The sequence below is a fragment of the Flavobacterium sediminilitoris genome (assembly GCF_023008245.1).
GTDB classification, from domain to species: domain Bacteria; phylum Bacteroidota; class Bacteroidia; order Flavobacteriales; family Flavobacteriaceae; genus Flavobacterium; species Flavobacterium sediminilitoris.
Genome location: NZ_CP090145.1, coordinates 1,660,848 through 1,685,364 on the forward strand (window position 1 = coordinate 1,660,848; position 24,517 = coordinate 1,685,364).

Annotated in this window: 18 protein-coding genes and 1 tRNA gene; 9 read left to right on the top strand and 10 right to left on the bottom strand. The window is 30.1% G+C overall.

All coding sequences use genetic code 11. From position 1 onward, the window contains the following. Positions 1 to 27: 27 nt before the first annotated feature. Entirely contained in the window at positions 28 to 414 is a 387-nt protein-coding gene (rpsI, locus tag LXD69_RS07555; protein WP_045969529.1) for a 30S ribosomal protein S9, read from the bottom strand. Further along, complete coding sequence (rplM, locus tag LXD69_RS07560; protein WP_045969527.1) at positions 414 to 869, bottom strand: 50S ribosomal protein L13; 456 nt, start codon at positions 867 to 869, stop codon at positions 414 to 416. Before rplM ends, rpsI begins: the two co-directional genes overlap by 1 nt. 218 nt (positions 870 to 1,087) lie before the next feature. On the opposite strand from rplM, the gene LXD69_RS07565 reads away from it, so the two are divergent. Beyond that, positions 1,088 to 2,113 (top strand): LacI family DNA-binding transcriptional regulator, encoded by a 1,026-nt coding sequence (locus LXD69_RS07565; protein WP_045969525.1) that lies wholly within the window; start codon positions 1,088 to 1,090, stop codon positions 2,111 to 2,113. Here the strand turns inward: LXD69_RS07565 and LXD69_RS07570 are convergent. The 3 genes from LXD69_RS07570 to polA form a co-directional block, all read right to left on the bottom strand. Next, positions 2,108 to 2,839: a nicotinamide mononucleotide transporter family protein gene (locus tag LXD69_RS07570; protein ID WP_045969523.1), complete on the bottom strand. Its 732-nt coding sequence runs from the start codon at positions 2,837 to 2,839 to the stop codon at positions 2,108 to 2,110. The genes LXD69_RS07565 and LXD69_RS07570 overlap by 6 nt on opposite strands. Beyond that, complete coding sequence (locus tag LXD69_RS07575; RefSeq protein ID WP_246918592.1) at positions 2,839 to 4,152, bottom strand: serine hydrolase domain-containing protein; 1,314 nt, start codon at positions 4,150 to 4,152, stop codon at positions 2,839 to 2,841. The genes LXD69_RS07570 and LXD69_RS07575 overlap by 1 nt, the downstream gene beginning before the upstream one ends. 634 nt (positions 4,153 to 4,786) lie before the next feature. Beyond that, on the bottom strand, positions 4,787 to 7,609 hold the full coding sequence (gene polA / locus LXD69_RS07580) for a DNA polymerase I (protein WP_246918594.1): 2,823 nt from the start codon (positions 7,607 to 7,609) through the stop codon (positions 4,787 to 4,789). A gap of 279 nt (positions 7,610 to 7,888) precedes the next feature. Between polA and LXD69_RS07585 the strand changes: the two genes are divergently transcribed. The 3 genes from LXD69_RS07585 to LXD69_RS07595 all read left to right on the top strand — a co-directional run bounded on the left by LXD69_RS07585 (position 7,889) and on the right by LXD69_RS07595 (position 9,929). Further along, positions 7,889 to 8,053 (top strand): hypothetical protein, encoded by a 165-nt coding sequence (locus LXD69_RS07585; protein ID WP_246918595.1) that lies wholly within the window; start codon positions 7,889 to 7,891, stop codon positions 8,051 to 8,053. A gap of 196 nt (positions 8,054 to 8,249) precedes the next feature. Next, entirely contained in the window at positions 8,250 to 9,482 is a 1,233-nt protein-coding gene (locus LXD69_RS07590) for a metallophosphoesterase (protein WP_394799754.1), read from the top strand. 150 nt (positions 9,483 to 9,632) lie between these two features. Continuing rightward, positions 9,633 to 9,929: a thioredoxin family protein gene (locus LXD69_RS07595; protein WP_045969513.1), complete on the top strand. Its 297-nt coding sequence runs from the start codon at positions 9,633 to 9,635 to the stop codon at positions 9,927 to 9,929. Position 9,930: 1 nt separating this feature from the next. Here the strand turns inward: LXD69_RS07595 and LXD69_RS07600 are convergent, their stop codons facing one another. Both LXD69_RS07600 and LXD69_RS07605 read right to left on the bottom strand, forming a co-directional pair. Continuing rightward, entirely contained in the window at positions 9,931 to 10,566 is a 636-nt protein-coding gene (locus LXD69_RS07600; protein ID WP_246918599.1) for a polysaccharide deacetylase family protein, read from the bottom strand. Between the two features lie 70 nt (positions 10,567 to 10,636). Further along, on the bottom strand, positions 10,637 to 13,843 hold the full coding sequence (locus tag LXD69_RS07605) for a glycosyltransferase family 117 protein (RefSeq protein ID WP_045969508.1): 3,207 nt from the start codon (positions 13,841 to 13,843) through the stop codon (positions 10,637 to 10,639). A 149-nt stretch (positions 13,844 to 13,992) separates the two neighbouring features. Here LXD69_RS07605 and LXD69_RS07610 point away from each other — a divergent pair. Further along, a tRNA-Gln gene (locus LXD69_RS07610) sits at positions 13,993 to 14,063 on the top strand. Positions 14,064 to 14,112: 49 nt separating this feature from the next. Here the strand turns inward: LXD69_RS07610 and LXD69_RS07615 are convergent. Next, positions 14,113 to 14,937: a universal stress protein gene (locus LXD69_RS07615; protein WP_045969506.1), complete on the bottom strand. Its 825-nt coding sequence runs from the start codon at positions 14,935 to 14,937 to the stop codon at positions 14,113 to 14,115. Between the two features lie 166 nt (positions 14,938 to 15,103). On the opposite strand from LXD69_RS07615, the gene rimP reads away from it, so the two are divergent. From rimP to infB, 3 genes are read left to right on the top strand one after another with little or no spacing between them, the layout of a single operon-like run. Beyond that, complete coding sequence (rimP, locus tag LXD69_RS07620) at positions 15,104 to 15,571, top strand: ribosome assembly cofactor RimP (RefSeq protein ID WP_246918600.1); 468 nt, start codon at positions 15,104 to 15,106, stop codon at positions 15,569 to 15,571. A 13-nt stretch (positions 15,572 to 15,584) separates the two neighbouring features. Further along, on the top strand, positions 15,585 to 16,823 hold the full coding sequence (nusA, locus tag LXD69_RS07625) for a transcription termination factor NusA (protein ID WP_045969504.1): 1,239 nt from the start codon (positions 15,585 to 15,587) through the stop codon (positions 16,821 to 16,823). Positions 16,824 to 16,875: 52 nt separating this feature from the next. Further along, complete coding sequence (gene infB / locus LXD69_RS07630; protein ID WP_045969502.1) at positions 16,876 to 19,737, top strand: translation initiation factor IF-2; 2,862 nt, start codon at positions 16,876 to 16,878, stop codon at positions 19,735 to 19,737. 209 nt (positions 19,738 to 19,946) lie between these two features. Here infB and LXD69_RS07635 read toward each other — a convergent pair whose 3' ends face one another. Beyond that, positions 19,947 to 22,148, bottom strand: a complete 2,202-nt coding sequence (locus tag LXD69_RS07635) for a TonB-dependent receptor plug domain-containing protein (protein ID WP_246918602.1) — start codon at positions 22,146 to 22,148, stop codon at positions 19,947 to 19,949. Between the two features lie 422 nt (positions 22,149 to 22,570). After that, on the bottom strand, positions 22,571 to 22,963 hold the full coding sequence (locus LXD69_RS07640; RefSeq protein ID WP_246918604.1) for an SPOR domain-containing protein: 393 nt from the start codon (positions 22,961 to 22,963) through the stop codon (positions 22,571 to 22,573). A gap of 217 nt (positions 22,964 to 23,180) precedes the next feature. Here LXD69_RS07640 and LXD69_RS07645 point away from each other — a divergent pair, with 217 nt between their 5' ends. Next, the gene (locus LXD69_RS07645; RefSeq protein WP_045969498.1) at positions 23,181 to 24,485 is read left to right on the top strand and encodes a c-type cytochrome; all 1,305 of its coding nucleotides are present in this window, start codon (positions 23,181 to 23,183) and stop codon (positions 24,483 to 24,485) included. Positions 24,486 to 24,517 lie beyond the last annotated feature (32 nt).

Consider the following 24,517-nt stretch of genomic DNA (forward strand, 5'->3'; position numbering starts at 1 on the left):
AAAAAATATTCTGAAATATACAGGATATTAACGTTTTGAGAATTGGAATCTCTTACGCGCTTTTTTCTGACCAAATTTCTTACGTTCAACCATTCTAGGATCTCTTGTAAGTAATCCTTCTGGTTTAAGGATAGCTCTGTTTTCAGCTTCAACTTCACACATTACACGTGCTAAAGCCATTCTTACTGCTTCTGCTTGTCCTGTTGAACCACCTCCATAAACGTTTACTTTTACGTCAAAGTTTTCTGCGTTTTCTGTCATTGCTAACGGTTGCATTACTTTGTACTGTAAAGTAGCAGTTGGGAAGTAAGTTGTAAATTCTTTTTTATTTACGGTAATTTTACCTGTTCCTTCAGTAACATAAACACGTGCAACAGCACATTTTCTTCTACCGATTTTGTGAATAACTCCCATTACTTAAGATCGTTTAGGTTTACGGTTTTAGGTTTTTGAGCCTCATGTTTGTGCTCAGTACCTACATATACATTTAAATTTCGGAATAATTCAGCACCTAATTTGTTTTTAGGTAACATTCCTTTAACAGCTTTCTCTACTAATAATGCAGGGTTTTTATCTTGCATTACTTTAGCAGTTAAACTTCTTTGTCCTCCTGGATAACCTGTGTGTCTGATGTACGTTTTGTCATCTAACTTGTTTCCAGTAAGGTTGATTTTTTCTGCATTGATAACTACTACGTTATCTCCACAGTCAACATGCGGTGTGTAACTTGGCTTGTATTTACCTCTTAATAGCATAGCTACTTTTGAAGCAAAACGACCTAAGTTATGACCTTCAGCATCTACAACAATCCACTCTTTTTGAGTAGTTGCTTTATTTGCCGATACTGTCTTGTAGCTTAATGTGTTCACAATAATTAATTTAAATTAAACATTCCATTCCCAATTAAGGGAGTGCAAAAGTACAATTATTTATCATAAATACAAATGGCAAGGACATAATATTTTCTGATTTTAAGGATTTTATTATTTTGACTTAATCTTTTGATATTAAATAGTTTCTGTATATTTAGGGAATCAGTCTGTTTTACCGTGATTAAATTGCTATTTTTACTTTTTAAAAATTCAATATGAGATCTAAAGCTACTCTAAAACAAATTGCAAAAGAATTGGGAGTTTCTATTTCAACTGTTTCTAAAGCATTGAACGATAGTTCTGAAATAAGTAAAGCAACAAAGGATAAAATTAAGGAGTTTGCTGTTTTAAGAAATTATAAGCCTAATTTGATGGCAAAAAATCTTAAACATCAAAAATCAAGCACTATTGGAGTAATTCTTCCAAATATTTTAAATTCTTTTTTTGCTAAAGTTTTTAGTGGTATTGAAAACGTAGCGAGAAATAGAGGTTATAATGTGATAACTGCTATTTCAAATGAATCATTAGATAGAGAAAAGCAATTGATGGAAATGCTTAATAATGGTGCTGTAGATGGATTTGTTTTGTCAATTGCAGAAGAAACTCAGATATTAAAAAATTTTGATCATTATAATGCAATAATTAGGACAGGTACCCCAATTGTGATGTTTGATAGGGTTACAGATTCTGTAAGATCAGATAAAGTAATTGTGGATGATTTAGACTCTGCTTTTGATGCTACACAGCATTTAATTAATATTGGATGTGAACATATTGCTTTGATTTCTACTATTGATAATTTAAGTGTAGGTAAGTTGCGTTTTGAAGGATATAAAAGGGCATTGGAATTAAATAAAATGGATTTTGATACAAATCTGATGCTAATTGGAGTTGAGGAAGAAGGTCTTGATGTGAAAATTGAAACACTTTTGCGTGCTAAAAAAGTAGATGGTATTTTTGCTATCGATGAGCATTCTGCAACTAGAGCTATGAAACTAGCGCTGCAAAAAGGATATAAAATACCTGATGAACTCAATATAATAGGTTTTGCTGATGGTGCTTGGTCTCGTAGATTAACACCAAGTCTTTCTACTGTAAGTCAACATGCTCCAGAAATAGGAGAGAAAGCAGCTACATTACTAATTGATAGATTGCAAGCTGAAAAAGCTGAAATATTAGATTATAGAACAATTGTTATAAAAACGGAATTGAGACAAAGAGATTCTACGAGAAAATTATAATTGTTTTTTCTGATCATCATTCCAAGTAATATATCCAATTATAGCATTGAAAAAATAAAATATGTATTTAGCTGTATTAGCAATATTTAGCAATAGCAGATTTTGAATAATTTTTGTAAGATTATAAAATTGCCATAAAAACCAATTGTCGGGATACATTCTAGCAGTATTGAAAGTACCTCCAAATGTTAGTCCAGCAGGAATTGAAATAGCAAAATAAAGTTTCCAATCGATTGTGTTGGTTGACAAATATTTAAAAGCAATATAATTAAGTAAAAAAGAGAAGAAGAAGCCAAGAATAATATTTTGGTAAAAAATTAAATCTATTTTTCGTAGTACTTTACTTTTTTTCCAAGAATTAAAAACAAGATAATTACCTATAAAAGAAACTGGATAGGTTAGTATTGCTCCGATATTTCCGAGTAAATAATCTATTGAACCACTCAAAAAAGTATTGCAAGTAGTTATGAAATTCCCAATATTATTTTTCTTCGTTACGAGTCTGTTTCCAATCATCGAAAAGCTAGTGTTAATAATAGAAACATAACCTAATAGAAACATATAATTTTTTCCATTGAAAGAAAAATTATAAACTGTTTTGTAATACCCTAAGATTATAGAAACTGTTATTACTATGATTAAGCCAATAATGTCTAGATAAGTACTATTTGTTATTGATTTAATTTGTGTTGTAAGTGTGTTGGAAATTTTTAGTTTAAAAATCATTATTCTTTTGTAAAATTGAATTTTCCACCTCCTTGGTGTAAAATAAAGGTATTTTCATCGAAAATAATTTCTATTCCAGCTTGTGCAAAAATAAATGTTCTTTCATCTTTTAGTGTTAACGGAAACGAACTTTGTCCTGTTGCCTGAGCAAGAAGCTCTCCGTTTTTTTCAAAGATATTTATTTTCAGCGGAATATCTTTAGAAGAATAAGTGCCAGAGTATTTTGAAATTAGCTCTGTATTTATCTTTTCAAAGTTCGGGAAAGGAAAAGGAATCTTGTAGTAAATACTTAGAATACCAATCATAATATCATTACGATTGTAATTGTCTCCGTTTACAATTAATGAAATCCCTAGATCTTCTGTAGTGTAATATCCTACAACTGCTCGAAAGCTTTCTATTCCTCCAGTATGACCATAGAAACGTCTTTCTCCAAAAGGGAATTGAATTAGAGCCATGCCATAGCTATCTTTTAATGTTTTCATTTCTTCAAGAGAATTCTTTTTAACTAGTTTTCCTTGAAATAAAGCACGCATAAAATTAGTTAAATCTGAGGGTGTTGAGACAATTGCTCCAGCAGCATAGGCTATATCATTTTTCCATTCGTCAATTTTTTCCCAAGACGATCCGCTGTATATATAAGAATAACTTTCATTATTTATGGTTTTAACACCTTCTTTTGGATAGAAAGTGTTTTTTAGTCCAATTTTATTAATAATTCTTTTTTCTATATTTTCAGAATAGGATTTTTTTGTGATTTTTTCTATAATACCACCAAGTAGATAATAGTTAGAGTTACTATATGCGTATTGGCTATTGGGTTCAAAAAGGGAGTTGTAGTTTTCGATTTTGTTAAAAATAGCTTCTTTTAAATTGGGAGCATTAAGTTCTTCCTTTGTGATTGAGTCTTGATTAATATAGTCTGGAATTCCTGTTCTTTGATGCAATAAATCGTTAATAGTTATTTTATCAGCATTATTTACTTTTGGATAAAAAACAGATAATTGAGTGTCTAGTTTTAATTTTTTTTCTTCTATTAATTGCATAATTACAATAGCTGTGAAGGTTTTTGTAATAGAGCCTATTTTGTATTTTGTTTCTTCATTAGCTTTTGTGTTATTTTCAATGTCACTAGCGCCGTAAGCTTTTGAAAAAACAATAGTATTCCCTTCTTGGATTGCTAATGAACCCATAAACTTATTGTTGACCTCTAAATAAGTTAGTAGACTATCTATTCTTTGAAATCTTGGTTCAGATTGAGCAAATGATGATAATATTATAAAACAGTATAATATGCAAAGAATTTTTTTCATAGTTTAAATAGATTCCATTAGGTGAAATGAATTTTTTATTTACTGCAAATTTAATAGATAGTTTTATTTTACAAGATGTTTTTTATATAAATATGAATGGGCTATTTTGGTGATTTTGTTGTAATAAAGGTTGGATAATTAGATGTATATGATAAAATTATTGAGATTGATCAGTTCAAATCCTTTGATATTAGTAGGGTTGTTAAAAAAATCAAAATTTTAACATTTAACATATTAAATATATAAAAAATGTTAATTATATTTGCCTATATAAAGTTCATTTAAGTATAAAATTTTTAATTTAAATACTTTTTAGTATAATAATTGAAATTTTTAATATATCAATAAGTTGTTGATTAGTTGAGAGATAATGTGATTTGAAACGGAATATTGATTTAGAAAATTATAATGAATATTGATTTAGAATTTATGTTTGTTGTTTGTATTATTTAATCTTAGATAATTAAAAAGAAACAGCCTTTTAGATAAATTTATTGTATTAACCAGAGATTAAAGAATTAAAAACTTAAATATTATGTATAATATTATTTAGGTTTTTTTTCTATGTAAAAAAATATGAAAACAAGGAATCAAATTTTAAATTTGATTCCTTGTTTTTTTTAAAGATATGTTTTTAATGCGCTTCAAGCCAATTTTTTCCTAATCCTAAGTCAACAGTAAGTGGCACTTCTAACTTAAAAGCACTTTCCATTTCATCTTTAATCATAGATTGGATTTTATCTAATTCGCTGTTGTGAACGTCAAAGACAAGTTCATCATGTACTTGTAAAAGCATTTTTGATAGCCATTTTTCATTTTTTAATCGTTTGTAAATGTTAATCATTGCTATTTTAATAATATCAGCAGCGCTACCTTGAATAGGTGCATTTACAGCATTTCTTTCTGCTGCACCACGAACAACTGCATTTGCAGAATTGATGTCTTTTAAATAACGTCTTCTTCCTGAAATTGTTTGAACATATCCATTTTTTCTTGCAAAATCAACTTGTTCTTGCATATATGCTTTTAATTTGGGGTAAGTTTTGTAATAAGCATCAATAAGATCTGCACTTTCACTTCTTGTTAAATCTGTTTGATTGCTTAATCCAAATGCAGAAACACCATATATAATTCCAAAATTTACTGTTTTAGCATTACTACGTTGCTCTTTAGTAACATCTTCTAAAGCTACATTGAAGACTTTTGAAGCAGTAGAACGGTGAATATCTTCTCCATTTTTGAAGGCTTCAATCATTGTGGTTTCTCCACTTAAAGCAGCTATTATTCTTAATTCTATTTGAGAATAATCGGCAGCTAATAAGGTGTGATTGTCATCTCTTGCAATAAAGGCTTTTCTAATTTGTCTTCCTCTTTCCGTTCTAATAGGGATGTTTTGTAAGTTCGGATTGTTAGAACTTAAACGTCCAGTTGCGGCAACAGTTTGCATGTAATCTGTATGAACTCGACCTGTTTTTATGTCAACTTGAGTTGGTAAAGCATCAACATAAGTATTCTGTAATTTAACAAGTTGTCGCCATTCTAAGATGTGTTGAACAATTTCGTTGTCTTTTGCTAAATAACTTAAAATTTCTTCACCAGTTGCATATTGACCTGTTTTTGTTTTCTTTTGCTTTGGTCCACCAATTTTAAGTTTGTCGAATAAAATATCACCTAATTGTTTTGGAGAAGCTAAATTGAATGTTTCGCCTGCTATTTCATATATTTTCTGTTCGAAAGTATTAATTTCAATTTGCATGTCTGTAGACATTGATTTAAGGAAATGAACATCTAGGTTAATTCCTTCACTTTCCATGGCTGCCAAGACTTCTACAAGAGGAATTTCTATTTCGTCAAATAATTTTTTCGTTCCGACTTTTTCTAATATAGGTTGGAAATGTTCTTTTAATTGATAAGTTATATCAGCATCTTCAACAGCATATTCTTTTACTTCTTCTAAAGTAACGTTTCGCATTGATTTTTGATTTTTTCCTTTTTTACCAATTAATGCTTCAATCGATTTTGGACTATATTTTAAATAGGTTTCTGATAATATATCCATGTTATGACGCATATCAGGATTTATTAAATAATGAGCAATCATGGTGTCAAAAAAAGGTCCTTTTACTTCAATTTCATAATTTGCTAATATTTTTAAATCATATTTTATATTTTGACCAATTTTTTCAATTTTTTCGTTTTGAAAGAAAGGAATAAATTTAGTTGCCAATATTTTGGCTTCATCTTGATTTTCTGGGAATGGGACATAAAATCCTTTCCCTTTTTCCCATGAAAAAGCAATTCCAACTAATTCCGCATTTAACGCATCTAAACCTGTAGTTTCTGTGTCAAAACAAACAGATGATTGTTTTTCTAAATTTTGTAAAAGTAATTTGAGAGCTAAATCACCTTGTATAATTTGGTAGAAATGTTCTGTAGTTTCTAGTGTTGCATAGAAGGAATTGTGAGTAATTTCAGTAGTATCTTCATCAGAAAAGCCAAATAAATCGAATTGGTTTTCGTTTTTTGGTGATGGTTTTTTTATTGGTTTTTCTGAGTTACCACTCTCTGAATCATTGGCTCCAAAAATTTTATCAAATTGAGTTTTCATTTGACGAAATTCTAATTCTTGGAATATCTCATCTGTTTTTTCTACATTTGGTTGTGAAAGCTCAAAATCTTTCTCGTTGAACTGGACTGGACAATCTAATAGAATTGTAGCTAATTTTTTAGAAAGAATTCCTTTTTCTTTATTCGCTTCAATATTTTCTTTCATTTTTCCTTTAAGCTCATGAGTATTTGCTAAGAGGTTTTCCATTGAGCCATATTGAGCTAAGAATTTTTTTGCTGTTTTTTCACCAACACCAGGTAATCCAGGAATATTGTCTATTGCGTCACCCATCATTCCAAGAAAATCAATTACTTGCAGTGGATTTTCAATTTCAAATTTGGCTTGTACTTCAGGAATTCCCCATATTTCGATACCATTTCCCATTCTAGCAGGACGATACATAAATATGTTCTCGGAAACTAATTGAGCAAAATCTTTGTCAGGAGTAACCATAAAAACTTGATAGCCTTCTTTTTCTGCTTGTTTAGCAAGTGTACCAATTAGATCATCTGCTTCAAAACCTGCTTTTTCTATGATAGGAATATGCATGGCTTTTAATAATTCTTGGATATATGGAACAGCTATTTTGATTGCTTCAGGGGTTTCATCTCGATTTGCTTTATATTCTTCAAACATTTCTAGCCTATAATCACTACCTCCTTTATCAAATGCAACTGCTAAATGATCTGGTTTTTCACGTTTAATTACATCCATTAGCGAATTCATGAAACCCATGATTGCAGATGTATCCATTCCTTTAGAGTTAATTCTAGGGTTTTTTATAAATGCATAATAACCTCTAAAAATTAAAGCATAAGCGTCCAGTAGAAATAATCGTTTTTGTGACATGAAATGTTATTTTGATTTAAAATGTAAAAATACGATTCTTCAAAGATTTAATTTCCTCATTAATAAAAAAAATAATAAAAAAGGGAGATATGAAATCTGTAATTGTTGTTAAGGTTTGGTTTTACAAGGGTTTATGTCGTTTTGTTTGTTGTGTGTTTTTGCATTAAACGGATATGAATTATTTCCTTATGAAAATGAATTGTACCTATAATATTTTAAGATGGGAATGCTCAAGTAGAAATCAATACTGTTTCTCCCTACGCAAGTTCAATATTAGATATGTCATCTACAATACAAGGAATGCTTGTTCCAAGAATAACAACTGCTGAAAAGTCAGTGATTACATCACCTGCTAATGGGTTGTTGGTTTATGATATTGATTTAAAGCAGTGCTTAATCAATCAAAAGGATATGTGTATTCAAGTTCGACAACAGATATTTTAGCTGTACCTCTTCAAACTATAGTAGAATTGTCTCCCAATGATTATATTGAAGTTTTTGCTCAAAGATTTAGTGGGAGTGGTAATATCCTAACAGTTTCATTAAATCTTATAGCGGATTAAAAAAAGAAATTTGAGTTAAAATTTTAACAATTAATGTTTAGAGCTGATTCAATATTTGTTATTTTGTAAAAAATAATATTATGTTACGTTGGTTAATGCCAGTTCTTATAATTCTAATTATTGAATTTTATTCCTATCAAGCAGTAAAGACAATTATAAAATCAAAATGGATAATAGGAGCTTATTTGTTGATCTCTTTAATTGTTATTGCATATATATCTTTTTTTATATTCACTCATAATAGAGGTGAAGGTCAAAATAGGCAATCTCTTTTTACAATAGGGCTGTTGTTAATAACAGTCTTGCCTAAAATAGTAATGACTTTAATTCTTTTTGGAGAAGATGTTTTTCGTTTTTTTGAAGCAATTATTATTTATTTTATGGGTGATAATAATGGAGGAAAATTTTTACCTGAAAGACGAACATTTGTAAGTCAAATAGCATTCGGATTAGCGGCAATACCATTTACTTCTTTGCTGTACGGAATGACTATAGGGAAATATAATTTTAAAGTTATAAAACAGACTATTTTTTACCCAGATTTGCCAGAAGATTTTGAAGGAACTACAATTACACATATTTCAGATATTCATAGTGGAAGTTTCGATAATCCAGAAAAAATACAATACGCAATTGATTTAATTAATGAACAAAACTCAGATTTAGTATTGTTTACAGGAGATATTGTAAATACGCATGCTAAAGAGATGGATCCTTGGATTGATACGTTTAAAAAAATAGAAAATTCGAGTTTGGGTAAATTCTCTATTTTAGGTAATCATGATTATGGAGAATATTTTGAATGGGATTCTAAGGAAGAAAAAGAGGCTAATTTTCAGGCAATAAAAGATTTGCATGAAAAAATTGGATTTAAACTCCTTTTAAATGAAAATGTGAGATTTAAAAAAGGAGAAAGTGAGTTAACTCTTATAGGGGTTGAAAATTGGGGTAAACATTTTAAAAAAGCTGGAGATTTAAAAATAGCATCTGAAGGGGTTCATAAAAATGATTTCAAAATTTTAATGAGTCATGATCCTAGTCATTGGGATGCTGAAGTTCAACATGATGAAAATCATTATCATTTAACGCTTTCTGGGCATACGCACGGTTTTCAATTTGGGATTGAAATTCCGGGTTGGATAAAATGGAGTCCAGTTCAGTATGTGTATAAACAATGGGCAGGTTTGTATGAAAATCTTGGTAGATATGTATATGTAAATCGTGGTTTTGGATTTCATGCTTATCCAGGACGAGTTGGAATTATGCCAGAAATAACGGTTATAGAGTTAAAAAAAGGAGAAAAGAAATAAAATGTATTCTTTGTATTTGTATTGATTTTGCTTACTTGATGTAGGATGTCTAATATATTCTGATGAAAATGTAGCATAATTCAGTAAAAATGCTACATTTGTATATAGTTTTCGATTAGAAATTACTTTTTTATTAAAAATTTCGATTATATGTCAAAATTTGGAGAGCTTATAGATGCACAAGTACCAGTGCTGATAGATTTTTTCACAGAGTGGAATGAATCTTCAGTAGCTATGAACGAAGTTATTCGTGATGTAGCTGCTGCACTTGGAGATAAAGCTAGAGTTATTAAAATTGATGTTGATAAAAACCGTGAGTTAGCAGAAGCTCTTAGAGTTAAAGGATTACCTACTTTGATGATTTATAAAGAAGGACAAATGATTTGGAGGCAAAGTGGAGAGATGGATGCGAATACATTAATTTCTTTAGTTACTGAATATGCTTAGTTCATATTGTACTAAAATTAAATCCTTTTTCTTTTAATATTTGTATTGCTTTCGGCAGTGCAAATTTGATATTTTGTTCTGCTTTTAAGCTATCGTGAAATACAATAATACTTCCACAAGAGATGTTGTTTATTACATTTTTTAAACATTTTTCATGACTTGTGTTTTTGTCAAAATCATAACTTAGTATATCCCACATTATTATTTTATATCCTTTTTTTCTAAGAAAAATAGCTTGACTTGGTTTTATTTTTCCATAAGGAGGACGAAATAGTTTATTGTTTTTTAAAGTGTTTTTTTGATGCTCAATTTCATAAAGATTAATGTTGTTGAGGTATTTTTCATTTTTTGTTTTCCAACCATTTAAGTGATTAAAAGTGTGATTGCCGACAGAGTGTCCTTCTGAGATTATTCTTTGAAATATTTCAGGATGTTTCTTAATATTGTCACCAATACAAAAAAAAGTAGCTTTTATGTTTTCTTCTTTTAAAATGGTTAAAACCCATTCAGTTACATTTGGAATAGGTCCATCATCAAATGTTAAGAAAATCTCATTGTTTGAATTAGGAATTTTCCAAATATAATTCGGAAATAATTTTCTAATGAATGATGGTGTTTTTACCCAAAATAATTTCATGCTGTAAAGGTAAATAAATAAAAAATGTGACACTCTAGAGCATCACATTTTTAGTTATTTAGATTATAAATTATTCCATATCTCTATCAAATTGAGGGAACATTTTATTATAGTTGTTGAATTTGTCCTTTTCTTTATTGTAAAGGTCAGTGTCTTTCGCTCGTTTCATTATTTCTAATAAACTACGATATCGTTCAATAGAAGAAATAATTTCTATGTAGATATCATTTTGCTCATCAAAACTTAAGCTTTTAAAATAAGTTAGTTCTTCATGGTATTTTGTAATCAATTTTTTAAGAATTTCTCTAGCTTTTTCTTTTTTCCCAATTTCATAATATCCTTCAGCAAATGGTTCAACTAAAGTGTAGTATTCAAATTGATCAATTGGCATTTTTTCCATTGCCAATTCAATTATTTTTTCTGCTTTATCATTTTTATTTTCATTGATTAAAGCTTCCATTAATCGAGCAAGATTGGTTCTGTAAGTAATTCCATTTTTACGAGTTTCAGGATCATGATAGATGTCTTGGTTACCACTATTTCCCCAATCCCATTTTGTAACAATATCATACATTTTATCGGCATCAATAAGTCCCATGTTAAGTGGACTTGGTCCATTCTTACTGTTTTTAGTTTTAACAGGAACTAATTTAAAACACATACCATCTAATTCCAGATAATCTTTCATCCATAAATAATCGTCATCGCCAAAACTACCACCTGTAAAATAAATAGGTCTTTCCCAATTGTTTTCATTAATAATGTCTAGCATCATTAATCTGTTTTTATAGATTGCATCTCCTTTTATGGTAAATTCGATATAAGGAACAATGGAATCATGATATTTTGGAGAAACAACGTTGTTTTTAATAATGTTCTCTTTGTCAATAGGAATAATGATTTTATTTGACGGATAATAGTTTACTTTTTGACCGCTTCTTAAATCAATTTTAGCTCTCTCATCTTCTAAAGAAATAAACTGGATTAAATCTTGAAGTGTTATAGAATCTTTTGTTTTTTCAATATAAAAACTATAATCTCTATTGCTTCCTTTGTATAAATCTCTTGGCATTGATAATGGAATTGGTTCAGAATCATAAGCTTTACGTCTCATTTGATCTATATACCAATCAGTCATAAATAAACTAGTGTTTACTATTCTTATGTCGGTTCTGTAACCTTCAATTTCTTGTGCATACCATAAAGGGAAAGTATCATTATCTCCAATAGTAAATAAGATCGCATTTTTTTCACAAGAATCTAAATACGCTTTTGCGTTTGCCAAAGCAGTGTATTTATTAGCACGACTATGGTCATCCCAGTTTTGATTAGCCATTAATACTGGAGCGGCTAACAAGGTTAATGTTAGTACAACTGGAATTGTTATTTTTGGCTGTAAAAACTTTTTGAGACCATCGTATATTGAATATACTCCAAAAGCAATCCACATTGCGAAAACATAAAAAGATCCAACTAAAGCATAGTCTCTTTCTCTTGGTTCAAAAGGCCTTTCGTTTAAGTATATTTTTAATGCTAAGCCAGTAAACAAGAATAAAACAAGTAATACATAAAAGCTTTTTATGTCTTTTTTAGCATGAAAAATCATTCCAATAACAGCTAGTATAAAGGGTAAAAAGAAATAAGTATTTCTCCCTTTGTTATTGAGCATATCAGATGAAAGATTATCTTGATTGCCTAATCTTATAGCGTCAATAAAATTAATACCGCTTATCCAATTACCATTAGTATTATCGTATTTCCCTTGATTGTCATTTTGACGACCAGTAAAGTTCCACATTAAATAACGCCAATACATATATCCAAACTGATATTCAAACATGAATTTAACATTGTTAATAAAACTAGGTTTTTCAACAATTAAATATTCTCTATATCCTTTTAAAAACTTGTCATAATCTTCTAAGTCTAATCGACCACTGTTGAAAGCGGTTCTAAATTGAGAAACAATCTCTATTAATTCTTGCTCACTTGCATATTCAGGTTTAATTCTAAAATCTAAAGGTTCGGTAAAACGCATGTAGTTTTCATTATGATCATTGCTCCACATTCTTGGTAAAAAAGCTTTGTGGTTATCATCAGAATTTTGATTTGCATTTACATAATTGTTAATAATGACATATTTTCCAGTTTTATAATCACGCTCATAATTTGGTTTTCCATCAGTGTACGGGTTTTCTTCATCTAATCCTGCGTATGCTTCAGAAAATTGAGGACCAAAAAACAAATGTTGTTCACCATATTGTTCTCTGTTATAATAAGCTAAAACTTCGGCTGCATCAGAAGGTTTGTTTTCGTTGATAGGAGGATTAGCATTTGCTCGAATAGGAAGCATTAACCAAGATGAAAATCCAATCAAGATAAAAAGAATAGAAAGTATAATAGTATTGTAAAAAACATGTCCTTTTTCTTTTGTGTATTTTAATCCAAAATAAAATAATGCGATTAAAATTAAAAATGCTAAAATTGTTCCAGAATTAAATGGTAATCCAAGTGTGTTAACTGTGAAAATTTCTGTTTTACCAAAGAAGGCTAAAGTGTATGGCAAAAGAAGTTTAAAAATAAACAGTAATATAGCTATTATTATAACATTTGCTATTAAGAATGATTTTATAGTTATGTTTTTATATTTTTTAAAGAAATATAAAAGACCTATTGCTGGAAATGTTAATAATGCCATGAAATGAACTCCAAACGATAGTCCAATTACTAGTGAAATAATTAATAACCATTTGTTTCCTTTTGGATTATCCATGTCTTGTTCCCAACGAAGACCTAACCAAAATAATAATGCTATTAAAAAAGAAGCCATTGCATAAACTTCTGCTTCAACGGCATTAAACCAAAAACTATCTGAAAAAGTAAAAGCTAATGAAGCAATAGCTGAACTTCCTAAAATCATTATGTAGTTGTTGTTTGTGTTTTCTTCTCCAGTAATAAAGACTCTTTTCATTAGAAGAGTTAAAGACCAAAACATAAAAAGTATGGTGAAAGCACTAGAAAAAACAGACATCATGTTAACCATTAATGCAATTTTTGATGTACTGGTCGCAAACATAGCGAAGAAAGCACCAAGCATTTGAAATAGTGGAGCTCCAGGTGGATGCCCAATTTCAAGGTTAGCTGAGGTAGCAATATATTCTCCACAATCCCAAAAACTCATTGTGGGTTCTACTGTTAATGAATAAGTTAATAGTGCGATTGTGAAAGTAATCCAGCCTATTAGGGTATTCCATTTGTTAAAATTAAATGCCTTCATATTTAATTAGTTTGTCTTTTTTAATATGTTTTACAAAGAAAGTACTTTTTTGGAATTAGTAGCAGAGAAAAATTTTTTTTAATATTTTTTTTAGAAAAATTTGCACATTAGAAAATATGTTCTAAATTTGCACTCGCATTCAGGAAATATGTCCCATGGTGTAATGGTAACACTCCGGTTTTTGGTACCGTCATTCAAGGTTCGAGTCCTTGTGGGACAACAAAAAAGCCTCTCGTACGAGAGGCTTTTTTTATTTTATTTCTTTGTAGTTATATTTTAAAGGTTATAACAGGTCTTTTTGCGTGATTAACAAGGTCTTCGCTAATGCTGCCATTAAAGAAATGTGAAAGTCCTTTTCTTCCATGTGTACTCATTCCTATTAAATCAGCATTAATGCTTTTTGCAAAATGTAAAATACCTTTTTCAACGTTTATGTCGTTGTATATGTGAGTAGAGTAGTTGTTTATTTCAAATTCAGAAGTAAATTTGTCCATAATTTTTTGAGCTACACTGGTAGATTTGAAATTATTAGGAGTGTTTATATTTACTAAATGAATGTGTGAATTGAATTTATTTGCGAAATCAACTACTTTTTTGAATGGTTTTTTGATTTCATCAGAAAAATCAGATGCGAAAACAAAGTCTTTAGCATTGAAATCGTTTTCTTCTCTTTTGATTACTAAAACAGGAACTTCTGAGTTTCGAACTACTTTTTCTGTATTAGATCCAATAAACATTTCTTGAAATCCGCTTGCGCCATGTGAGCCCATTACAATTAAATCAGCATTATGGCTTTTTCCATTGTTCATAATACCGTCAAAAGCTAATTCGAATTGGATAACTTTTGAAACGGTAATACCATCAAGGTATGGTGCATTCATAAGATTATCTAATTTGGCAATTGCAACATTTTTAAAAAGCATTAATTCAGGAATTTCATGTGAAGATGAAATAGCATCGCTCCCAGTTGTAGGTAATTCGAGCATATGAATTATGACAATTTCACTGTTGTCTTTTTTGGCAATTTGTGCAGCAACTTTTAATGCGTATTCTGAATGTTTTGAAAAATCTGTTGGTACTAGAATTTTTTTCATAATTAATTTAAAGTTTTGAGAGTAAAATTTTGTTTTATAAATTTACTAAATTATATTAAGAAAAATACATTTTTTTTAATTAAAAAATATTATGTATATTTGCCTCGATTATTTAGCACGGATTTAAATAATGAGGCACGCAATGCGTGCCTCTTTTTATAAAAATATGACATTTAGAAGTAAAGTAGAAAAAGCATTAGAAGACGTATTGATTGAAAGACCTCACTTATTTTTAATAGATTTAAAAATAGATGATGCAAATAAAATTAATATTGTTTTAGATGGAGATAATGGAGTTAATCTACAAGATTGTATAGATGTTAGTAGGTTGATAGAGCAAAATCTCGACAGAGAAGAATGTGATTTTGGATTAGAGGTTGCCTCATCAGGTTTGTCATCCCCTTTGAAGCTAGTTCGTCAATATGTAAAAAATATTGGAAGGAAACTGAAAGTTAAAACGACAACATTAGAAGAGATTGAAGCAGAGCTTGTTAATGCAGATGATTTAGGAATAACATTGCAATGGAAAGCTAGAGAACCAAAAAAAATAGGAAAAGGAAAAGAAACAGTTGAAAAATCTGTAAATTTGCCTTATTCGGAAATAAAAGAAGCGATAGTAGTAGTATCATTTTAAATAAAGAGTTGACATGGAGAATATTGCGTTAATTGAATCGTTTTCGGAATTTAAAGACGATAAACTCATTGATAGAGTTACCTTAATGGCAATTTTAGAGGATGTGTTTAGAAATGCATTGAAGAAAAAATATGGTTCAGACGATAATTTTGATATCATTATAAATCCTGATAAAGGAGATATGGAAATTTGGAGAAATAGAACGGTAGTTGAAAATGGAGAAGTAGAAGACGAAAATTCTGAAATTTCATTGTCAGAAGCAAGAAAAATTGAGCCAGATTTTGAAGTTGGAGAAGAAGTTTCTGAAGAAGTGAAATTATTTCAATTAGGTAGAAGAGCAATTTTAGCTTTACGTCAAAATTTGATTTCGAAAATTCATGAACACGATAATACTAATTTATATAAACAATTTAAAGACTTAATTGGAGATATATACACAGCAGAAGTGCATCATGTTAGACCAAAATTAGTAGTTTTGATGGATGATGATGGAAATGAGATAGTATTGCCAAAAGAAAAACAAATTCCAAGTGATTATTTCAAAAAAGGAGATAATGTTAGAGGAATTATTGAAAATGTTGAATTAAAAGGAAATAAACCACAAATTATAATGTCAAGAACAGCTCCTGAATTTTTGGAGAAGTTATTTGAGCAAGAAATACCAGAGGTTTTTGATGGTTTAATCAATGTTAAAAAAGTAGTAAGAATCCCAGGAGAAAAGGCAAAAGTTGCTGTTGATTCTTATGATGATAGAATTGATCCAGTTGGAGCATGTGTCGGAATGAAAGGATCTAGAATTCATGGAATTGTTCGCGAATTAGGAAATGAAAATATTGATGTTATTAATTATACGAATAATATTCAATTATATATTACAAGAGCTTTAAGTCCAGCAAAAGTATCATCTGTTAAAATTGATGAAGAGACTAAAAAAGCAGAAGTGTTTTTAAAAGTAGAAGAAGTATCAAAAGCTATCGGTAGAGGTGGATATAACATTAAATTAGCTAGTTTGTTAACGGGCTATGAATTAGATGTTATAAGAGAAGGAGTGGTAGAAGTAGATGATGTTGAATTAAGAGAATTCTCAGATGAAATCGAAGGATGGATTATTGAAGAATTTGAAAAAATTGGTTTAGATACAGCAAGAAGTGTACTAGGTCAGGATGTTGAAGATTTGGTGAGAAGGACTGATTTAGAAGAAGAAACAATATTAGACGTTGTTCGTATTTTAAAAGAAGAATTGGAAGACTAACTTTTATAAGATAAACAACACGCAAAATAAAAAGAATTAGAAAAAAGATTATATGTCTGATAAAAGAGTTATAAGAATCAACAAAGTTTTAAGGGAGTTAAACATTTCTCTAGATAGAGCGGTGGACTTTTTAAAAGAAAAGGATCATGAAATTGAACCTAGTCCAAATGCTAAAATATCTCAAGAAGAGTATGATGTCTTATGCAATCAATTTTCTGCTGATAAAGGAAAGAAAGTAGCCTCGCTTGAAGTTAGTGAAGAAAAGAAAAAGGAGAAAGAAGCACTTAAGAGAGAGCTAGAAAAAGAGGTTGAATTAAAACGTCAGCAGGAAGAAATTCAGAAACAAGAAGTAATCAAAGCAAAGGCTTCTTTAGCTGGTCCAAAAGCAGTCGGGAAGATTGATTTGAATCCAAAAAAGCAAGAACAAAAACAACAAGAAACTCCTATTGTTGAAGAGAAAATCAAAGTTGTTGCTGAAGTTAAAGAGGAAAAAACAAATGCTGTTTCTAATGAAAATCAGGTAAAGGAAGAAACTCCAAAAGTTGAAACTCCAAAGGTTGAAGTGGTTAAAGTTCAGCCAAAAGTTGAAATTCAAAAGAAAGTAGTTGAGCAAAAGCCAGTAGAAAAAACTGAAGCTAAAAAAGAAGAAGTTAAAACTGCCGAAGAACAAGCAGAAGAAGATAAGATTAAAACGAATTATCAAAAGTTATCAGGTACAACTTTTACAGGTCAAAAAATTGATTTGTCTCAATTTGAAAAAGTAAAAAAGAAACCTGAAGATAATAAAAAAGAGTTTAAAAAAGCTGGAGGAAACCACCAAGGAAATCAGAATAAGAAAGATGGTGGAGGAAATGATCCAAATAAAAATAAACGTAAAAGAATCACAAAACCTGTTCCTGGTAATGCTGGGAATAATGCAGGTAATGCTGCGGGAGGACCTAAAAAAGTTTTTTCTAAAGACCGTTTTAATAAAGGTAAAAAAGTTGTAGTTCAAAAAACAGAACCTACAGAAGAAGAAGTTAAAAACCAAATTAAGGAGACTCTTGAGAGACTTCAAGGTAAAGGTAAAAAAGGATCTAAAGCAGCTAAATATAGAAAAGATAAAAGGGATTCACACCGTCAACGTGTTGATGATGAATTACAACAAGCAGAACTTGAAAATAAAATTTTAAAAGTTACTGAGTTTGTAACAGTTGGTGAAATCGCTTCTTTAATGGATGTGCCTATTACAAAAGTAATTGGAACGTGTATGTCGTTAGGTATCATGGTTACCATGAATCAGCGTTTAGATGCGGAGACACTATCAATTGTAGCAGACGAGTTTGGATATGAAGTAGAATTCATTACTACTGATATTGAAGAAGCTGCGGAAGTAGTTTTAGATAAACCAGAAGATTTAAAACATAGAGCACCAATCGTTACGGTTATGGGACATGTTGATCATGGTAAAACATCGCTACTTGATTATATTCGTGAAGAGAATGTAATTGCTGGTGAATCAGGAGGAATTACGCAACATATTGGAGCGTATGGGGTTCAGTTAGAAAATGGTCAAAAAATCGCTTTCTTAGATACACCAGGTCACGAAGCTTTTACCGCAATGCGTGCTCGTGGAGCTCAGGTTACAGATATTGCAATTATTGTAATTGCGGCTGATGATGATATAATGCCTCAAACAAAAGAAGCAATTAGTCATGCGCAAGCAGCAGGTGTTCCAATGATTTTTGCAATTAATAAAGTAGATAAGCAAACAGCTAATCCTGAAAAGATAAAAGAGAAGTTAGCTGCAATGAATTTATTAGTTGAAGATTGGGGAGGAAAATATCAATCTCATGATATCTCAGCTAAAACAGGTTTAGGAGTTAAAGACTTATTAGAAAAAGTATTATTAGAAGCAGAAGTGTTAGAGCTTACTGCAAACCCAGATAGAAATGCAATTGGTACGGTTGTAGAAGCTCAATTAGATAAAGGACGTGGATATGTAACTACAATTTTAGTTCAAGCGGGTACTTTAAGAATTGGAGATTATATGTTAGCTGGAAAAAATCATGGAAAAATTAAAGCCATGTTTGACGAAAGAGGGCATAATGTTACAGAAGCAGGACCATCAACACCAGTATCTATATTAGGTTTAGACGGTGCTCCTACTGCGGGTGATAAGTTTAATGTATATGATGATGAGAGGGAAGCAAAACAAATTGCAGCAAAACGTACACAATTACAACGTGAACAATCTGTTCGTACTCAAAAACATATTACACTTGCAGAAATTGGTCGTCGTATTGCATTAGGTCAGTTTAAAGAATTGAATATTATTCTTAAAGGAGATGTTGATGGTTCTGTAGAAGCATTATCAGATTCATTCTCTAAATTGTCAACAGAAGAAATTCAAATTAATATTATTCATAAAGGAGTTGGTGCAATTACGGAATCAGATGTATTGTTAGCTTCAGCTTCGGATGCAATTATTATTGGATTTAATGTTCGTCCACAAGGAAACGCAAAACAATTAGCAGAAAAAGAAGAAATCGATATCCGTAACTATTCAATTATTTATGCAGCTATTGATGATTTGAAAGATGCAATGGAAGGAATGTTGTCTCCAGAATTAAAAGAAGAGATTACAGGAACTGCGGAAGTTAGAGAATTATTCAAAATTTCTAAAGTGGGTACTATTGCAGGATGTATGGTTACAGACGGTAAAATCTTAAGAAATGGACAAATTCGTTTAATTAGAGAAGGGGTTGTTATCTATACAGGAGAATTAGTGGCGTTAAAACGTTTCAAAGACGATGTGAAAGAAGTTTCTAAAGGATACGATTGTGGTATGCAAATTAAAGGTTACAATGACTTGAAAGAGTATGACGTAATTGAATGTTTCCACGAAGTTGAAGTGAAGAAAAAATTAAAATAAAATTTAATTTTATATATGAAAAATCCCAAGTGAAAACTTGGGATTTTTTGTTTAGAAATATTTCTAAACATGTTTGTAACAAAATAAATTAGAACTAAAAAAATAATTTTGTATATGAAAAACCAGTGAAATGTTATCCACTGGTTTTAACTAATTTATCGTAAAAAATGTCAATCTATTTTAGGATAACTCATATATAATGAAGGAAATTAAAAAGTATATTTTAATCCTCCATAAAAGTTTCTTCCAGGAGCATTTATTCCAGAAGCAAAAGCTCTGTATTGAGTATCTAAAATATTCTCAACACCAGCAAAAAGGCGAGTGTTTTTAAATATTTTATAACTTCCTTTTATGTTGTAAGTTTCCCATGCTGGCATTCCTCCTTCAGGAGCATATTGTGCATTATCTTCTCCATTAAAAAAGTAATCTTTACTGTGTTTTTTTCCGTTATATAACATGTAAACATCAAATGCCATTTTGTTTTTTGAATAACTAAATCCAATTTTTCCATAATAAGGAGAAATGTGATCTAATGGTTGCTCTCCATCTTTTTCAATAATTCTACCATAAGTATAATTAAAACTGGCATTAAATTGAAGTTGATCGAAAATATAGCCTCTTACATTTGTAGAGATTCCAGTTATAAATGCTTTTCCTTTATTTTGATTTGCTACAATTTGACTAATTGATCCATTATAATCAATAGTACTTTGTCCTTCATATTCAAAATCATCAGTAATAATAGCATCATATAAACGGGTGTAGAAAAAAGTGTGTTCTAATTTAAAACGTTTGGAATTTGATTGAATTACAAAACCAGCATCACCCGTAACTGTTTTTTCTGGATGAAGATTTTCATTTGGAACAATTAAAAAACCATCACCTGATTCAAATACTTTTGCAAAATCATCTATGTTTGGAACTCTAAATCCTGAAGAAATATTTGCTTTTAATGTTACATTATTAGAAGTATTATGTGTAATTCCGAGTGTTCCACTATATGTAAAATTCCCTTGAGAAATAGTTGAAAAAGGTAAAGGAAAATATGTATCATCCGCAATTGTACTTTTTAGTGTTGTGTACCCGATTCTAAAACCTGTGCTCCAAGCTGTCTTTTCTGTAGACTTTTCATTATAAGAAAAGTATAAATCATTTCTAAACATTGAATTGTCTCCATTAGGATAACGACTATCAATTCCGCCTCTTTCTCCAGTATTAATATCTTCTTTATAAGCAGAAGAACTTAATGTTTCAAAATAAGATTCGATACCATAGAAAAGTTCTCCTTTGTTGAATTTTTTATGTAAATCGGTACTCACAGAATACATGTTTACATTTTCTTTTCGATGCTGTAAATTAGGATTTCCGAAACGTCTATTATGTCTACTTTCTTTCGCATTTTGATAGCCAAAATTTAATTGCAAATCACTTTTTAAAAAAGCATTCTCTTTGTCTAAAGTATAAGCTGCAAGGATTCTCTGTTGCGGGCCGTAATACCATTCTGAATTTTTTAGTCCAGTTGATGATGAGACATCGGTTAATCTGTCATACCTAGGAATGTCTGAAGTTGTAGAAAATTGAAAGTTTACGCTATGTTTAAAACCAGAAGCACTTTTATAAGTGAATTTTTGTAATGCATTATATTGTGTGTAGCCAGAGTTTTTTTGAATGTACTTATTGCTGTTTTCAACTAATTGATCGATTCCATTTATTGTTGCGGTATAAAATGGTCTTTCGCCAAAATAATCTGCATGATGATTTTTCTTTTTTCCCATTCTTAAATCATCGAAATCATTATAGGATAATATTGTTAATGCAGCAAAATTATCAGTAGCATAATTAAGATCAAACGAAATGGATTTTTCATTATTTACAGAGCCATATCGAGTATTTACTCCGCCTGATAAGGCATTCTTTGTTTCAGATAAGAATTTAGGGCTTTTTGTTGTCATACTAACAGTTCCTCCCAGCGCATCACTACCAAAGATTGTTGAAGTAGGACCATAAAATATATCAACATTTTCAAGCATGTTTTCATCAACAGTTATTACATTTTGTAAATGACCAGCTCTGAAAATTAAATTATTCATTCTAAAACCATCAACAAGTAGTAGAACTCTGCTGGCTTCAAATCCTCTAATTGCAGGACTTCCTCCTCCTTGTTGTGATTTTTGAACAAATAAGGATCCAGAATTAGAAAGCATTTCGGCTGTTGATTGGTAATTTTGGAATTCAATTTGTTTAAGATTTATAGATTCAATTTGATTAGGTAAAATCTTTTTGTTTTTTGGTATTTTATTTGAAGTTACAATTACCTCTTCCAAACTGGTTGTTTTAATTGAATCTTTTTCGGTTTGTGAAAAGCCAAAAAGACAATGTAAGGTGAAAACTAAAATTATTATTTTTTTCATTTGGGTGTTTTTTAATAATACAAAAGTATTCATAACAGAATTGTTATGAAAAGATAAACATCTTAAAATGTATTAAATAATAAGTGGTTTAATAAGTAGTCTTAATTATTGAAAAATCTTTTGTTTCTTGAAAAAGGAAAAGTTTTTTCTTCTTTATTAGGGTTACTATATTTTCTTGTTGTGTAGTAGTGTCTAATGTTAAATCAAAATTCTGTTTTAATTTGCTGATTTCTTTTGTTTAATTTTATTAGTAATCAAATTAATACAGTATTTAAAGAAATTTTAATTGAATTGTAGCGTCTTTTTTTTCAATTATAAAGCGTTGCCTAATTAATAATAATTCCGAAAGTATGCTTTCGGAATTATCAAGGATTAAATTAATTCTGAAAAGAAATATAATATTGCTTTTCTGAAAAATATGGCTACTCTTTAGTAGATCTAATTAAAAGAGCTGTTGGGTACTTACTTTTAATGTCAATTAATGCTTTTTCTGCATGGATTCTTAGTTTGTAGTTTCCAACCCATACCTTATATGTGGGGTTCGTGTATTGAATAGTAGCTTCGGTGTCTTTAAAATTTCTTTTAAAAGTCATTAAACTTCTCTTCGCGTTTTCTTTCTCCCCATAGAAAATCTGTATTTTATAATTACCATCAATACTAATGTCGCTATTGATTTGTTGCTTCTCTTTGAGTAATTTTTCAAATCTAGAGTCTTGTTCTACTGTGGTTTTCGATTCTTGTGAAAAAGAATTTGTAATAAAAAAAAGACTAAATATAGTCAGGCAAAAAATGTTTTTAAAAGCTAATTTTCTCATTATGAATAAAATTTAAAGCAAAAATACAATTTATTAAGTGAAACGGAACAACTTGAATTATTTAGAATAAATATAAATTACATTTTAAGGTAAAGTTAAGGTTTTCAGAATAGTTCTAATATCGTATTTTTGTCGGAGTTTAAAATAAAGTGCGATATAGTTGTAATAATTTATATCTAAAATCGTACCAAATTTACTAGATAATCATTAATTAAATATGAAAAAGGTGGGTAACCATAAATCGTTTTCAAGGATTTTCTTCAGCTTAGCTTTAACGCTGTCTTTTTCTTTATCTGTGTTTTCTCAGGATGCTGCTGCTGAAGCGCCAGCTCCAACAGGTGCTGATCCTGTAAAAGGTAAAGAGTTGTTTAATACAAATTGTGCAGCTTGTCATGCTTTGGATAAAGAAATGACTGGACCAGCATTAAGACATGTTGCGGATAAGTATGATAAGGAATTTCTTCACAAGTGGATTAGAAATAATACAGAGCTTATTAAAGCAGGTGATGCAACAGCATTAAAAATTTTCAATGATAATGGTCAAAAACCAATGACTATTTTTCCACAATTATCTGATGGAGATATTGATGCTATTTTAGCGTATACTTCTCAAGAGAAAGTGGTTGTGGAACCGCCTGTAAAAGAGGAAGGTACGGTTGAGTCTTCTGGAGGTTCAGGAATTTCAAACAATGTCATTTTAGGAGCTTTGTCTTTAGTTTTATTAATGTTAATTGTAATGTTGTTCTTGGTGAACAATGTGCTAACTAAAATAGCTAAGGCAAATGGGATTCAAGTTCCAGTAAGTGAAAAATCACTTCCTATTTGGAAAGCGTTTGTGAAAAACCAGTTCCTTTTAGTGGTATCTGCAATATTATTCTTATTGTTTGCGGCTTATTTTGCTTATGGATATCTAATGCAAGTGGGTGTAGATCAGGGATATGAGCCAATTCAGCCAATTCATTATTCTCATAGAATTCATGCTGGAGATAATGCTATCGATTGTAAGTATTGTCACTCTGCTGCAAGAGTTGGTAAGCACTCTAATATACCTTCATTAAATGTTTGTATGAATTGTCATAAAAACATTAGTGAAGTTGCTCCAGAAACTTTAGCAGAAGGAAATGAATTTGGTGTAAATTATAATGATGAAATCCAAAAACTGTATGATGCGGTTGGTTGGGATAAGTCAACTCAAAAATATACAGGGAAGACAACTCCAGTGAAATGGGTTAGAATTCATAACTTGCCTGATTTTGTGTACTTTAATCACTCACAGCACGTTTCTGTTGCAGGAGTTGAATGTCAAACATGTCATGGTCCTGTCGAAGAAATGGAAATTATGAGACAACACTCTTCTTTAACGATGGGTTGGTGTGTTAATTGCCATAGAGAAACAAATGTGAAAGTGGAAGATAATGAGTATTACACAAAAATACATGAAGAACTTTCTAAAAAGTACGGTGTTAAGCAATTAACAGCAGCTCAAATGGGTGGTTTGGAATGTGGTAAATGTCACTACTAATAAATAAAAATTAAGAAGCTAATATCAATATA

What these genes read in the sequence shown, in the direction of transcription:
- rpsI (WP_045969529.1), bottom strand. Translation starts at nt 414, where the DNA reads ATGGGAGTTATTCACAAAATCGGTAGAAGAAAATGTGCTGTTGCACGT.
- LXD69_RS07565 (WP_045969525.1), top strand. Translation starts at nt 1,088, where the DNA reads ATGAGATCTAAAGCTACTCTAAAACAAATTGCAAAAGAATTGGGAGTT.
- LXD69_RS07570 (WP_045969523.1), bottom strand. Translation starts at nt 2,839, where the DNA reads ATGATTTTTAAACTAAAAATTTCCAACACACTTACAACACAAATTAAA.
- LXD69_RS07575 (WP_246918592.1), bottom strand. Translation starts at nt 4,152, where the DNA reads ATGAAAAAAATTCTTTGCATATTATACTGTTTTATAATATTATCATCA.
- polA (WP_246918594.1), bottom strand. Translation starts at nt 7,609, where the DNA reads ATGTCACAAAAACGATTATTTCTACTGGACGCTTATGCTTTAATTTTT.
- LXD69_RS07585 (WP_246918595.1), top strand. Translation starts at nt 7,889, where the DNA reads ATGTCATCTACAATACAAGGAATGCTTGTTCCAAGAATAACAACTGCT.
- LXD69_RS07595 (WP_045969513.1), top strand. Translation starts at nt 9,633, where the DNA reads ATGTCAAAATTTGGAGAGCTTATAGATGCACAAGTACCAGTGCTGATA.
- LXD69_RS07600 (WP_246918599.1), bottom strand. Translation starts at nt 10,566, where the DNA reads ATGAAATTATTTTGGGTAAAAACACCATCATTCATTAGAAAATTATTT.
- LXD69_RS07605 (WP_045969508.1), bottom strand. Translation starts at nt 13,843, where the DNA reads ATGAAGGCATTTAATTTTAACAAATGGAATACCCTAATAGGCTGGATT.
- LXD69_RS07615 (WP_045969506.1), bottom strand. Translation starts at nt 14,937, where the DNA reads ATGAAAAAAATTCTAGTACCAACAGATTTTTCAAAACATTCAGAATAC.
- rimP (WP_246918600.1), top strand. Translation starts at nt 15,104, where the DNA reads ATGACATTTAGAAGTAAAGTAGAAAAAGCATTAGAAGACGTATTGATT.
- nusA (WP_045969504.1), top strand. Translation starts at nt 15,585, where the DNA reads ATGGAGAATATTGCGTTAATTGAATCGTTTTCGGAATTTAAAGACGAT.
- infB (WP_045969502.1), top strand. Translation starts at nt 16,876, where the DNA reads ATGTCTGATAAAAGAGTTATAAGAATCAACAAAGTTTTAAGGGAGTTA.
- LXD69_RS07635 (WP_246918602.1), bottom strand. Translation starts at nt 22,148, where the DNA reads ATGAAAAAAATAATAATTTTAGTTTTCACCTTACATTGTCTTTTTGGC.
- LXD69_RS07640 (WP_246918604.1), bottom strand. Translation starts at nt 22,963, where the DNA reads ATGAGAAAATTAGCTTTTAAAAACATTTTTTGCCTGACTATATTTAGT.
- LXD69_RS07645 (WP_045969498.1), top strand. Translation starts at nt 23,181, where the DNA reads ATGAAAAAGGTGGGTAACCATAAATCGTTTTCAAGGATTTTCTTCAGC.